This is a genomic window from Acinetobacter sp. 40AMC3-4, assembly GCF_049898185.1.
Taxonomy (GTDB): Bacteria; Pseudomonadota; Gammaproteobacteria; order Pseudomonadales; family Moraxellaceae; genus Acinetobacter.
On the sequence record NZ_JAFCXG010000006.1, the window covers coordinates 164,974 to 177,888 of the forward strand.

Annotated in this window: 12 protein-coding genes; 2 read left to right on the forward strand and 10 right to left on the reverse strand. The window is 44.3% G+C overall.

Annotated elements, in window-relative coordinates; all coding sequences use genetic code 11:
* Positions 1–3 precede the first annotated feature (3 nt).
* The 6 genes from ACP7BU_RS09570 to ACP7BU_RS09595 all read right to left on the reverse strand — a co-directional run bounded on the left by ACP7BU_RS09570 (position 4) and on the right by ACP7BU_RS09595 (position 4,789).
* Positions 4–642: a MotA/TolQ/ExbB proton channel family protein gene (locus ACP7BU_RS09570; RefSeq protein WP_425879857.1), complete on the reverse strand. Its 639-nt coding sequence runs from the start codon at positions 640–642 to the stop codon at positions 4–6.
* 33 nt (positions 643–675) lie between these two features.
* Complete coding sequence (locus ACP7BU_RS09575; RefSeq protein WP_004731487.1) at positions 676–1,563, reverse strand: ParB/RepB/Spo0J family partition protein; 888 nt, start codon at positions 1,561–1,563, stop codon at positions 676–678.
* Positions 1,560–2,342 carry a ParA family protein gene (locus tag ACP7BU_RS09580; RefSeq protein ID WP_004278889.1) on the reverse strand — a complete coding sequence of 261 codons (783 nt, stop codon included), beginning with the start codon at positions 2,340–2,342 and terminating at the stop codon, positions 1,560–1,562. Before ACP7BU_RS09580 ends, ACP7BU_RS09575 begins: the two co-directional genes overlap by 4 nt.
* A gap of 25 nt (positions 2,343–2,367) precedes the next feature.
* A complete protein-coding gene (gene rsmG, locus ACP7BU_RS09585) occupies positions 2,368–3,000 on the reverse strand; it encodes a 16S rRNA (guanine(527)-N(7))-methyltransferase RsmG (RefSeq protein WP_004278890.1) in 633 nt (210 codons plus the stop codon).
* Between the two features lie 85 nt (positions 3,001–3,085).
* A complete protein-coding gene (gene murU / locus ACP7BU_RS09590; RefSeq protein WP_253174244.1) occupies positions 3,086–3,775 on the reverse strand; it encodes an N-acetylmuramate alpha-1-phosphate uridylyltransferase MurU in 690 nt (229 codons plus the stop codon).
* Positions 3,776–4,789, reverse strand: a complete 1,014-nt coding sequence (locus ACP7BU_RS09595; RefSeq protein ID WP_425879858.1) for an aminoglycoside phosphotransferase family protein — start codon at positions 4,787–4,789, stop codon at positions 3,776–3,778. It lies immediately after the preceding gene.
* A 121-nt stretch (positions 4,790–4,910) separates the two neighbouring features.
* On the opposite strand from ACP7BU_RS09595, the gene ACP7BU_RS09600 reads away from it, so the two are divergent.
* Complete coding sequence (locus ACP7BU_RS09600) at positions 4,911–7,364, forward strand: LPS-assembly protein LptD (protein ID WP_409665521.1); 2,454 nt, start codon at positions 4,911–4,913, stop codon at positions 7,362–7,364.
* Positions 7,364–8,671 (forward strand): peptidylprolyl isomerase, encoded by a 1,308-nt coding sequence (locus ACP7BU_RS09605; protein ID WP_044109557.1) that lies wholly within the window; start codon positions 7,364–7,366, stop codon positions 8,669–8,671. Before ACP7BU_RS09600 ends, ACP7BU_RS09605 begins: the two co-directional genes overlap by 1 nt.
* 119 nt (positions 8,672–8,790) lie before the next feature.
* On the opposite strand, the gene hfq is transcribed toward ACP7BU_RS09605, so the two are convergent.
* The 4 genes from hfq to tsaE all read right to left on the reverse strand — a co-directional run bounded on the left by hfq (position 8,791) and on the right by tsaE (position 12,797).
* Entirely contained in the window at positions 8,791–9,318 is a 528-nt protein-coding gene (hfq, locus tag ACP7BU_RS09610; protein ID WP_004278899.1) for an RNA chaperone Hfq, read from the reverse strand.
* A gap of 91 nt (positions 9,319–9,409) precedes the next feature.
* Positions 9,410–10,354: a tRNA (adenosine(37)-N6)-dimethylallyltransferase MiaA gene (gene miaA, locus ACP7BU_RS09615; protein WP_004645483.1), complete on the reverse strand. Its 945-nt coding sequence runs from the start codon at positions 10,352–10,354 to the stop codon at positions 9,410–9,412.
* 6 nt (positions 10,355–10,360) lie between these two features.
* The gene (gene mutL / locus ACP7BU_RS09620) at positions 10,361–12,328 is read right to left on the reverse strand and encodes a DNA mismatch repair endonuclease MutL (protein WP_425879859.1); all 1,968 of its coding nucleotides are present in this window, start codon (positions 12,326–12,328) and stop codon (positions 10,361–10,363) included.
* Positions 12,318–12,797: a tRNA (adenosine(37)-N6)-threonylcarbamoyltransferase complex ATPase subunit type 1 TsaE gene (tsaE, locus tag ACP7BU_RS09625; RefSeq protein ID WP_219310036.1), complete on the reverse strand. Its 480-nt coding sequence runs from the start codon at positions 12,795–12,797 to the stop codon at positions 12,318–12,320. The genes mutL and tsaE overlap by 11 nt, the downstream gene beginning before the upstream one ends.
* Between the last annotated feature and the right edge of the window lie 118 nt (positions 12,798–12,915).

Genomic DNA, 12,915 nt, shown 5'->3' on the forward strand with positions numbered 1-12,915 from the left:
CTCCTAGCTGGCTTTTTGCATGTCTTGATCTATGTCTGCATGATTACGATAAAAAAGATCCGCATGAAACAAAGTCGCTTGCTGCTCAAGTTCAGCCACATATTCCTGAACAAGACGCTGAAAATAACGGTGAGCAAACAGTGCAGGAATTGCAATCAGCATACCGGCTGCCGTGGTAATTAAAGCCTTGGAAATACCGGGCATCATCAAGACCGGATCACTTCCAGTTCCCACATCGATCATCAGGAAAGACTCAATAATCCCAAGTACGGTCCCCAATAAACCGAGTAAAGGCGCAACTGCACTCAACGTGCCCAGAAAATTAATATTTTTTTCCAGATAACCGATTTCCTGTGACGCCACCACTTCCATCTGCGCGCGAGCATACTGCTCACCCTGCGGCTTACTAGTATAGCCCGCAGCCAATACCCGGCCCAAAGTGCTTTGCTTTAAGGCCGCACTTTGATTCATTTTTTGCATGACTTGTGCTGTATTTTGCGAAGGCCCCATCAACAGTGTCAACGGAAGTACTGCATTCTTTTTCAGGCGAATCAGACGCTCGATCGAAATCGCCAGCATAAAGATAGAACACAAGACCAGGGGCAGCATAAGCCAGCCACCTGCTTTAACCAATTCCCACATCTAATTTATTCCCCAATAAAAAAAATATATAAATTATTCATCTTCTAAAATAGAAAGAATGCCATCCAGCTCTTCTAAAGAGTGATAGCTAATAACCAGTTTCCCTTTACCTTGCTTGTTATAGTCAATTTTAACATCTGCACTGAAACGCTCTGAAAGGCGCTGAGTCAATTGCTGAATATCCGGTGCTACAGCTTCTTTTACTTTTTCTTGTTTAGGTGTATTGAAATCACGGACTAACTGCTCGGTTTGACGAACAGACAGACTTTTTTCAATTACGATATCTGCAACTTTGAGCTGATCTTTAGCTTTTAAGGTTAAGATCGCACGTGCATGCCCCATATCCAGCAAACCCTGCTGCATAAAGTCTTTCACTTCTTCTGCCAGGCTAAGCAGGCGAAGTAGGTTACTCACTGTCGTACGCGCTTTACCCACGGTATCTGCAATTTCCTGATGGCTTAAGCCAAATTCTTCATGGAAACGTTGCAGAGCCATCGCCTGATCAATCGGATTCAGATCCTGACGCTGGATGTTTTCAATCAAGGCCAGTGCAATCGCAACCTGATCATTCAGATCACGTACAATCGCAGGAACCTCGGTCAAACCCGCCAGCTGTGCAGCACGCCAGCGACGCTCACCCGCAATAATCTCGTATGGATAGCGTTCATCGTCAACCGGACGGATCACGATGGGCTGCATGATGCCATGCTTTTCAATCGATGCCGCCAGTTCCTGCAAATCCTGCTCGTTAATATAACGGCGCGGCTGATATTCACCGCGCTTGAGCAAGTTCACATCGATCTGTTTTAGCTGACCATGGTCAAGACCTTGAGCTTCGAGTTGTAATTTTTCTTTTTGAATTGAGCCTAGCAAGGCATCCAAGCCACGACCTTTGGCGAGTCCACGTTTCTTGACGGTCATGCTTTACTTCCTTTTTTCACTTTGCTTTTCTTTAATACTTCAGCTGCCAGATTTAAGTAAGCAACTGCACCCTTTGAGCTTTTTTCAAAATAAATCACCGGCAAACCGTGTGCTGGCGCTTCAGCCAGACGAATATTTCGTGGAATTACGGTTTCATACAGTTTTTTACCGAAATATTGTTCTAATTCTTCAGAGACATCACGGGTTAAGGCATTACGTGCATCGTACATGGTGCGTAATACACCGACAATTTGCAGGTCCGGATTCAATGCTTGCTGAATCCGATCGATGGTCTGGGTTAAATCCGCCAGACCTTCCAGTGCATAATATTCACACTGCATTGGAATCAGCACACCATCCACGGCTGCCAAAGCATTGACAGTAATCAGGCTAAGACTCGGTGCACAATCAACAATAATATAATCAAATGAGGATTCAATTTCCTGCAATGCATCCCGTAAAATGAACTCGCGCCCTTCCTGCTCTGCAATCGCCAACTCAACCCCAGCCAGATCACGGTTTGCCCCAAGTACCTTGTAACCGACTTCCGCCTTAGATATCGCCGTTTCAATCGGCACTTCACCCAGCAACACATCGGTAACCGAATACAGCAGGTCATTCTTCTGAATGCCAGACCCCATGGTCGCATTACCTTGCGAATCCATATCGACCAGCAAAACACGTTTTTTTAACACAGCTAAAGATGCCGCCAAATTTACTGCGGTTGTGGTTTTACCTACACCACCTTTTTGGTTTGCAATCGCAATAATTTGTGCCATGTTGCCCCCAATCCCTTTAAAAATCTTAAATACGTTTTAATAGAAGTAAATGACGCTGTTCGTCTAAGCGCGGAACTTTAAGTTCAATAATCTCACAACTAAATTCATTTTTTAAAGTAGCAACTTCATCTTCAGGAATTAAGCCTTTCATTGAGGCAATAATCGTTTGTTCGTGCATATATGGCTTAGAAGCATCGACAAAGTCTGTTAATGATGCAAAGGCACGACTGGTAATCACATCAAATTGACCCAGCTCATTGATGCTGTCTTCATTTTCTACACGCGTTTGCACGGCAATAACATTTTTAAGTTTTAAGTCAGCAATAAACTGCTTGAGGAAACGAATTTTTTTGCCGTTAGAATCCAGTAATACACATTCACGCTCAGGCTGACATAAAGCAATGATCATGCCCGGCATACCGCCACCTGTACCGATATCCAGCAGTCTGCCTACAGGCAAGTCCTTTAAAATACTTAAACTGTCGAGCAGATGCTTGACCAGCATTTCTTTAGGATCACGGATTGCAGTCAAATTGTATGCTTTGTTCCACAACACCAAAGCATCCTGATACTTGAGTAATAAATTTAAAGCTTCATCAGATAGCTCTAAACCCAAAGCCTGGCTACCCTGCTTTAGTTCTTGAAAAAACATGTGCATAAACAATCTACGCTCGAAAAAGTTAGGTGGAAGTATACCGTTTTCTCTATATTGGCACAGTAGGCAGTGCTTAGCGAATATTCACTTAAGCAAACTTCCCTTCATGGATCGCCGTATCCAGTGCCGTTAAACGCTCCGGGGTTCCCACATCAACCCAAATGCCTACCAATTTAGAAGCGGCAACCTGCTGATTCTGCATTGCCGCTTTTAGCAATGGCGCTAAAGGACGCTTGCCAGTCTCTAAGCCTTGGAACATCTTTGGATCAAGCACGGATACACCACTAAAAGTCAGGTTTTCACCTTCGACTTGCTGATCAAAGGTATAAGCTTTCCCGGCTGCAAGCGTAAAATCACCTTCAGGATGTTGTTCAGGGTTCTGCACAAGTACGAGATGCGCCAAATTACCCTTTAGATCAATATCCAGTAAAGGAGCAAAATCCATCGTGGTCCAGACATCACCATTTAACAGAATAAAAGGTTCATCACCGAGTAGCGGCAAGGCATTAATGATTCCTCCAGCGGTTTCCAGACCTTCACCCTCATGTGACCAAAGGATGTTGATGCCAAATCGTGAACCATCGCCCAAAGCTTCTGCGAGTTTTTCACCGAGCCAAGCCGTATTGATGACAATTTCAGTAACACCGATCGCAGCCAGTTTCTCTATATGCCAGACGATTAAGGGCTTGCCCCCAACTTCCAGCAAAGGCTTTGGCGTATGCAGCGTTAGCGGCCGCATACGATTGCCAAGACCTGCGGCCAAAATCATCGCTTTCATTTATGCAGCCACCTCATATGAGCCATATTTTGCTTCAAAAGCCGGCATCACTCGGTCACGGATAAACTGCATGAATGGCTCTAGCTCTGCATAAGTCTTAGATTCTTCAAGCAGATACCACATCACACGTGGTAAGTCCTTGAGATAACCTGACTTACCATCACGTTCAAACAGACGCACAAAAATACCGAGGATCTTGATATGACGTTGAATCGCCATCATGTCGGCATCTTTTTTAAACTGTTCAAAGTCACGGCCTTCTTTAGCAGATGCTGGCAATAACTCATAGAAAGTTTTGAACCAGCGATACACACGGTCGGCATTCCACTGCACATAAGCATCACGGGTAATCGAGATCAAGTCATAAGTATCGGCACCAATCACAGCATCCTGAAAATCAATCACACCGAGTTCGGTTTCATTGTCGATTTTCATCAAATTCCGGCTATGAAAATCCCGATGCACGATCACCTGTGGCTGTGCCAATGCGGCATTCGCCAAAATCGCAAAAGTGCGTTTGATCAAGGCGCTTTCTGATTCAGTCAGTTGAACCTTTAACGCTGGTAACATCCAGTCAGTCAGCAATTCCATTTCCGAGATCAGTTTTTCATAAGAATATGCCGGGAAATGCCCTTCTCCAGCAATCGATTGTAGTTGAATGAGCTGCTTAAAGCTTTGCTCATAATAGGCATCTACAGTCTCGTCATTCAGCAGATTCGACAGCAGCACATCACCAAAGTCTTCGAGCAGTAAAAAGCCATTTTCCAGGTCTTTTGCCACGATATGCGGAACACGCACGCCATGTGCATCAAAAAACTCATCTATCGTCACAAAAGGCACACAATCTTCTTTTTCTGGTGGTGCATCCATCAGCATAAATGTTTTATTATTCAGTTTGATTCGTGCATAACGACGGAAGCTGGCATCACCTGCTAAAAAATGAGTTTCAAATTGATCTGAACCGAGTACAGAGGCAATCCAAGATTGTATCAATTGTTCGCGTTGTGTATTCATTTGCAATTAATTCTAATACAGGCTGAGTTTTTAAAGTGCTAAGTGTAGCTACTTATCAACTTTTTCTCTATGATGCGACAATAATTAATTGCGATAAAAGCATGATTGGTTAATGAGACAAATGAAGCATCACTTTAAAATAAATCCTCTAGCGACTGCGATCTTAACCCTTTTATGTGGCAGCTCAGCCTCCGGCTATGCTGCATCAAATGTCTCGTCCGATGTAAATGCAGAACAACTCAAACAGCGCATAAATGAGACCTATCCAGGTGAAGCATTCTTTTCGCAATACTATGTCGACAAATCCTCAGCTGAAGCACAGCAGCGGCAGGAAAAATACTTAAGTTCGGCTTATTGTGAAGGCACCTGGGTGACCCCGATTGCCCCAGATGCAGCAACCGTTGCGCCAGATCAGGCTACATCCACCATTACTGCAGATTATGGACACTACAATCCAGCAGGTGACTCTTATTTAGAAGGCAATGTCATCATTGACCAGCAAGGTCGCCAGATTCGTGCTGAACGCGTAACGATTGATCAAACCCAGACCTATGCCAAAGCAGAAGGTCGGGTACAACTTGCTCAGGGTGGCCTGCTCTCACAAAGTGATGATATTAATTATAATTTAAAGACCCAAGAAGGCGACCTAAATAACAGCTTCTATATTGCCGAGCAGCAACATGCGCATGGTCGGGCAGAAAAGATCGCCAGAACCTCGACCGAGACGGTAGAACTGGAAAATGCGACCTATACCACCTGTCCACCTGAGCAAAAACCAACCTGGAAAATCCAGGCAGAAAAGATCAAGCTGAACCAGGAAACTGGACGTGGTGAAACCCGCAATACCAAGCTATATGTTAAAGATGTTCCGGTCTTGGCAGTTCCCTATTTCAACTTCCCGATTGATGACCGCCGCACTACCGGTATTCTGACGCCGACATTTGGCTTTACCAATGATGGTGGTCTGGAACTAGGTGTTCCAGTTTACCTGAATTTAGCGCCGCAATATGATGCGACGATTACGCCGCGTTATATTGGCGATCGTGGGGTAATGCTGGATGGCGAGTTCCGTTATCTGACTGAGAATTATGGTGAAGGCCGTATTTGGGGAGGTTATTTACCTTCCGATGAAAGCTATAGCGACGAAGACCGTAAAAGCCTGCATTTCTTACATAACTGGCAGATCAATAATCAGCTCTCCACCAATCTTGAATATAACTACGCTTCAGACAAAGATTACTTTGCCGATCTGGATAATAACCCGAACTCTAAAACTGACCTGAACTTACGCCGTGCCTGGGAAGTCAATTATAAAAATGGTATTCCTGGCTTAAAGGCACAATTCAAAGTCGAAGATTTCCAGACCCTAGATCCAACCGTACTGGATGAAGATCGTCCTTATGCACGTCTGCCGCAGCTTTTAGTCAATTACAAAACTGGCAATCCATTGGGATTACAGCTTGAGTTTAATAACGACACAGCATATTTCCAGAAGGATCTGAGAAATTTCGCTGATACTGATCCAACGGGTGAGAAGGTATATCAACCGAGTGGTACACGGATCTATAATGACTTTTCCGTGCGTTATAATCATTTTACCCCGTGGTCATTCTTCATTCCTCAGGCGACTGTACGCAACATCAATACTTTCTATGATGAAAAAACCCAAAGCCGTAGCGCGTCTAGTGAAAATAATTCAATTGTGGTGCCACAATTCACGCTGGACACCGGCTTAATTTTTGAAAAAGAAGGTACGTATCTACAGACCTTAACGCCTCGTCTGTTCTATGCGTATTCACCTTATGAGAACCAGCAGAATCAGCCAAACTTTGATTCAGTCGTCGCTTCGATTAATTATGATCAACTTTTCAGTGCGCGTCGCTTTTATGGTAATGACCGCCTGGAAGACAATAACTTTGCCTCCTTAGGTCTGAGCTATAGCCTATTTAATGAAGAAGGTCTGGAGCGCCTGCGTGCCAGCGTTGGACAGAGCTTTTTCTTTGAAGATCGCCGTGTAACGTTGGAAAATGATGCAGATGAATTCGACCGTGAAAGTCATACTGGCCCTGTAATTCAACTGACCAGCCAGCTGTCAAATAATGTTCACGTTAATCTGAACTCAAGCTGGATGTCGAATGGATCGAATGCCCAACGAGATTTGCAGGTTTATTATACAGGTGAGCAAGGCAATCTTTATAACCTAGGCTATTTCTATCGCAAAGATATTCCGAACCGTCAAAAGAGCTATGATCATGTGGTGGGTTCATTTATCCAGCCGATTGCCAACAACTGGCGTCTGGTTGGACATGCCCAGTTTGACCTCGACAATAGTGTCGCACGGGAATATTTACTTGGCGTGAACTATGAGTCATGCTGTTGGGGAGTTTCTGTTTACGGTCGCTCATATTACAATGACTTAGACGACGTTAATGATTCAAGCATCAAAGCCAAACGCGCCATTATGGCCGAAGTCAGCCTGAAAGGCTTAGGTGGGTTAAGCAGCAAACTCACCTCATTACTAGAAAATCGTATTCTAGGTTTTAACAATATCAATCAAACTTGGACAGAACGTTAATGAAGACAAAACAGTTAAAACAAATTTTTAAAGCAACCGCACTTGCGCTATGCCTTTCTTCAGCGATGACGACTTTTGCTGTTGCCCAACCTAAAGATGAAGTTGTAGCTGTAGTCGACAATAGTATCATTCTACGTAGTGACCTGGCTCAAGGTGTAGCCGAAATCTCACATCAGCTGCAAAAACAGAAAAAGGCAGTTCCACCACAACAATATCTTGAGCAACAAGCTTTAGAGCAACTGATTATTCGTCAGGCACAGCTTGAACAAGTTAAACGTTATAATATTCGTCCAGATGAAAAAGCTTTAAATGAAGCCGTCCTGAAAGTTGCCCGTGATTCTGGTTCACCGAGTCTGGAAGCATTCCAGCAGAAACTGGATGCCATGGCGCCCAATACCTATGCTTCTTTACGTAACCGTATCGCTGAAGATTTAGCACTGAATCGTTTACGTCAACAAATCGTGACTTCACGTATTCAAATTACAGATCAAGATGTTAAAAACTTCCTAAATACCCCGCAAGGTCAAGCTTTGCTTGGCAGTCAGGTCCATGTACTGCATTTACGGGTAAGCGGTGAAAATGCTGAACAAATTGCAACAAAGGTAAAGCAAGAATTAAATAGCAGCAATGACATTCAGGCGATCAGCAAAAAGTACAGCACTGGCGGCGTTAAAGTCGAAGCTGCTGATATGGGTGTGAGAAACCTGTCAGAAATTCCAGCAGAACTGGCTGCACGCGTGACCACCCTGCAACCAGGTCAAACTTCTGAACTGATTCCTGTCGCTGATGGTGTACATGTTCTGAAGCTCTTGGAACGTAAAGGTGGCGAACAGAAAGCCCTTGTTCCTCAATATTTAACACGACACATTCTGATTCAACCGTCTGAAGTGGTCAGTCCTGAAAATGCCAAACAAATGATTGATAGTCTGTATAACCGCCTCAAACAAGGTGAAGATTTTACTGTTTTAGCTTCAACGTTCTCCAATGATACTGGCTCGGCTCGTGATGGCGGAAGTCTTGGCTGGGTTAGCCCAGGGGTAATGGTACCTGAATTTGAACAGCAGATGAAAAGCACCCCAGTAGGTCAGTTCAGTAAACCATTTCAATCCCAGTTTGGCTGGCATATTCTGCAAGTGAGTGAAACACGCCAACAAGATATGACACAGGAATATCAGGAACGTATGGCTCGCCAATTGCTTGGTGAACGTCAATTTGATGCCGAATTAGATAGCTGGTTACGTGAAACGCGCAATAATGCTTATGTAGAAATCAAAGATCCTCAACTGGATCCTAAACGTAACCGTTAAGCCTTACCATAATCCTAAAAAGCCAACGACATCTCGTTGGCTTTTTATTTAAAAAACTTAAAACGTACAGATATAAAAAAACCTCTCATATAGAGAGGTTTTTTAATTTTCAAACTCGATTAACGATTGTTTTCATCGTCTGAAGAGTCTTCAAATTTAGTGTCGTTGTCAAAACCAGTGCCTTGACCACCAAAGCCAGCACCTTGACCACCGAAGCCACCTTGACCACCGAAGCCGGCACCTTGACCACCAAAGCCGCCTTGACCACCAAAGCCACCGCCTTGACCGCCGAAGCCACCTTGACCACCGAAGCCGCCGCCTTGACCGCCAAAACCACCTTGACCACCGAAGCCGCCAGCACCTTGACCGCCACCAAAGCCACCTGCAGCACCTTGACCACCGAAGCCCGCACCTTGTGGACCAGCAGGCGCGCCAGCAGGACGTGGATTACGTGCAGGTACTACAGTTGAAATTGCATGCTTATAAACCATTTGGCTTACTGTATTTTTTAATAAAACCACGTATTGGTCAAAAGATTCGATATGACCTTGTAATTTAATACCGTTTACCAGGAAGATAGATACTGGGATACGTTCCTTACGGAGAGAATTCAAGAATGGATCTTGTAAAGTTTGACCTTTAGACATGTTATAACTCCAAAAAAATTAAAAATCAGCGCAAAAACTATCTCTATTTTTCAATTAAAAATTATAAAAAAGATAGTCCCTAAATTTTGCTTTATCCGTGACAGTTTCGCAAGTCTTCTTGAGCCTGCTGTAGGGTAAAATATGTTGTAAATTTATGCTTTTCTTGCAAAGACCTTAACCACGTATATTGACGTTTTGCAAGTTGTCGTGTCGCAAATAAAGCTTTATCCTCCATTTCCCGTTGCTTTTCCTTGGTTTTATCAGCATTTTTTAAGAATTCCATAGCCTGACGATAACCCACTGAACGCATGGAAGGTAAATTTTCATTAAAATCGTATTTTTCAATTAAATTCACAACTTCATTTAAAAAACCGCTTTTCCACATAATTTCCAGACGTTGTTCAATACGCCCATGTAATTCTAACCGATCTGGCATCAGTGCATAATTATGGAAACTGTAACGATATGGTAAGTTTTTAGGTTGTTCTGCCTGTAGTTTTGTAATCGGCTCACCAGTCAATTTAAAAACTTCCAAGGCTCGAATAATGCGCTGCTTGTCGCTAACCTTGAATTTTTCACCGGCAATCGGATCGACTGCACATAATTCTGCATAAACCGCTTCCCAGCCCTCCTGCTCACCCTTGGCTTCAATCTCTGCCCGGATAGCATAGTCTGCACTTGGTAGGTTATCTGACAAACCTTCAAGCAAGGCCTTAAAATACAGCATGGTTCCGCCAACCAGAATCGGGGTTTTACCACGCACATGAATATCATCAATCAGGCGGCAAGCATCTTCGACAAAGTTGGCTGCAGAATACACTTCAAGTGGACTAATAATATCAATCAGATGATGCGGATAGCGCGCCAGTTCCTCTTTGGAGGGCTTGGCTGTACCAATGTCCATTTCCCGATAAACCAGTGCAGAATCGACCGAAATCAGCTCAAATCCCCCTTGCTCATACAGTTCACATGCCAAAGCGGTTTTACCACTTGCAGTTGGCCCCATTAAATTGATGACCGGCAATTGATTGGACATGTAAAACTACTCTCCTCGAGCAAAAAGTTTATCTAGTTGAGCCAATGGAAAGGCGCGCCAGGTCGGACGACCATGATTACATTGACTGGCAAATTCGGTTTGTTCCATCTGCCGTAATAAAGCATTCATTTCAGACAAACTTAGGATACGATGCGCTCGCACTGCACCATGACAGGCCATTCCCGCCAAAATTTGGTCACGCTTCTGCAATAGGCTTTGTGCTTGATCCCCCGGATCTAAATCATTCAATAATTCAGGAATCAGGGCATCGAAATCGGCCTTGTGTAGAATAGCCGGTACACCACGTACGATAACTTGCTCATCACCATACTGATCGATTTCCAGCCCCAAACGTGCCAACTGCTCTTTCAGCTCTTCGACACGCATGGCCTGCATCCGGCTAATATTCACGACTTTTGGAATGAGCAATTGCTGTGATGTCCAGAATTCAGGTTTATCCCAAGCCGATTTCATTTGCTGCAAGACAATACGCTCATGCGCCGCATGCATATCCACAATAATCAGACCTTCGGTATTTTGCGCCAGAATATAAATGCCATGTAACTGGGCAATAGCAATGCCCAATGGATGCTCATCCACTTTAGTGTTTACATGTGTCTGAAAAGACTGCTCAGGGCTGAATATTTCGGTTTCCGAACTTTCTCTGAGCGGTGCTAAATAACTTTGCAAGGCATTATTCAGCTGCTGTGAACCAGAATAAGATTTACGGTAATCTTGGGAATAATGCACTGTTTGTGGACCTGAAGATGCAAAATCGGTCAGCACATCTGAAGTTTCATTTTCACTTAAGGCAGATGTCGTTCTCACCACCTGTGGCTGAGAATGCGCAGTCTGATGCAGGCTGAACTGTTCCTGATAACGCGGTTGCGGGGCCGTCAAGCCAGGCTGCTCATCCTGTTTCATTGCCTCGGCTAAATCTGCAGTTGCGGTTTGGAATTGTGCTAACGTTTCTTTGGCATAATGCCGTACGAACTCATGTACTTCTCGTTGATTCAGGAAGCGAATTTCATGCTTGGTCGGATGGACGTTTACATCCACATTTTCTGGATCAACTTCCAAAAACAGTAAATAAGCCGCATGCTGATGTCCATGCAAGATGCCCTCATAGGCCATCCGCAAGGCATGAGAAATGGTTTTGTCTTTGACAATCCGGCCATTCACATAGACATATTGCAGATCTGCCTGTGAACGCGCATCCGAAGGATGACCAAGCCAGCCAGACAAATGCATGTTTATACTGTCTGCATCCATCCAGTAGGCATTTTCAGTAAACTGGCGGCCAAGCAATTGCTGTACCCGCTGAAAACGCAAAGCGCCGCTATCCGCCACGGGTAAATTCAGTTTGATGCTTTCATTATGTTCTAGCACAAAACGGATATCAAAATGCGTCAGTGCCATACGGCGCACAATTTCTTCGATATGACCAAATTCAGTGCCCGGTTTTTTCAGGAATTTACGTCGTGCAGGCACATTAAAAAACAAATCCTGAACCCGAATATGCGTCCCTTTTGAAGCCGCGACCGCTTGAATTTCCTGATGATCAAAAGCCGTGCCATTGACTTCGACCTGATAACCGATGCCCTCGTCACTTTGACTGCTGATCATGGTCAGGCGTGAAACCGCTGCTATCGACGCCAGTGCTTCGCCACGAAAGCCCAGACTGCTAATCGCATACAGCTCATCAGCACTCTGGATTTTGCTGGTGGCATGACGCATCACGGCCAGCGGTAAATCCTCATGATGAATTCCGCGTCCATTGTCGATGATTTCAATTAAAGTACTGCCGCCCTGTTCGACCCGAATGATCAGCTCTGTCGCCCCCGCATCAATCGAGTTTTCCAGTAACTCCTTGACCACAGAAGCCGGACGTTCAATCACCTCACCTGCGGCAATCTGGTTGGCAAGTGCAGGATCAAGGGCACGAATACGGCGCAGACTTAAATCATTCGACATGTGAAAATTGACGCTCCAGAGCCTCTCGTAAAGCAAGATTCGATGAAATCAGGCTTGCAGTACGGGTAAGTTCATCTTCAGATTTTAAAATTTCAATAATCAGGTCAGCTTGCGGAATTTCATCACCACCTTTAGATGGCCATTCAAATAAAAATAGCGCACTCGGTGTTTCCAGGTAATCCCGGATGCCCATCAGTTCCAGTTCATACGGATCATTCAGACGATACAAGTCAAAATGAAAAATATCCTGACCATTAATTTGATAGGGTTCGACCAGTGTATAAGTTGGACTTTTCACTGAACCTTTATGACCCAACTGTTGCAAATAATAACGCGTTAAGGTCGTTTTTCCTGCCCCTAGGTCACCAATCAGATACACGACCCCCGCAGGGAAATTCTCCGCCAGAACCTTGGCCAGTTTTTGGGTATCGTCTTCATGATTTAAAGTGACACTAAATGAATAAGGCATATTACTCACGACATGATGCAAAAGAATAAATATGATAGCATCGCCACGCTTTAAAAGCCTATTCACCTGTGTGAGAAACTGTATTTTTTCACAGCATCTGCTCCTTAAGAGGTTAATC

Bases quoted from the DNA above. Each gene is read 5' to 3' on its own strand.
- miaA (WP_004645483.1), bottom strand. From the start codon at position 10,354: ATGTCCAATCAATTGCCGGTCATCAATTTAATGGGGCCAACTGCAAGT.
- ACP7BU_RS09600 (WP_409665521.1), top strand. From the start codon at position 4,911: ATGAAGCATCACTTTAAAATAAATCCTCTAGCGACTGCGATCTTAACC.
- ACP7BU_RS09580 (WP_004278889.1), bottom strand. From the start codon at position 2,342: ATGGCACAAATTATTGCGATTGCAAACCAAAAAGGTGGTGTAGGTAAA.
- murU (WP_253174244.1), bottom strand. From the start codon at position 3,775: ATGAAAGCGATGATTTTGGCCGCAGGTCTTGGCAATCGTATGCGGCCG.
- ACP7BU_RS09570 (WP_425879857.1), bottom strand. From the start codon at position 642: ATGTGGGAATTGGTTAAAGCAGGTGGCTGGCTTATGCTGCCCCTGGTC.
- ACP7BU_RS09595 (WP_425879858.1), bottom strand. From the start codon at position 4,789: ATGAATACACAACGCGAACAATTGATACAATCTTGGATTGCCTCTGTA.
- ACP7BU_RS09605 (WP_044109557.1), top strand. From the start codon at position 7,364: ATGAAGACAAAACAGTTAAAACAAATTTTTAAAGCAACCGCACTTGCG.
- hfq (WP_004278899.1), bottom strand. From the start codon at position 9,318: ATGTCTAAAGGTCAAACTTTACAAGATCCATTCTTGAATTCTCTCCGT.
- mutL (WP_425879859.1), bottom strand. From the start codon at position 12,328: ATGTCGAATGATTTAAGTCTGCGCCGTATTCGTGCCCTTGATCCTGCA.
- rsmG (WP_004278890.1), bottom strand. From the start codon at position 3,000: ATGCACATGTTTTTTCAAGAACTAAAGCAGGGTAGCCAGGCTTTGGGT.
- tsaE (WP_219310036.1), bottom strand. From the start codon at position 12,797: ATGCCTTATTCATTTAGTGTCACTTTAAATCATGAAGACGATACCCAA.
- ACP7BU_RS09575 (WP_004731487.1), bottom strand. From the start codon at position 1,563: ATGACCGTCAAGAAACGTGGACTCGCCAAAGGTCGTGGCTTGGATGCC.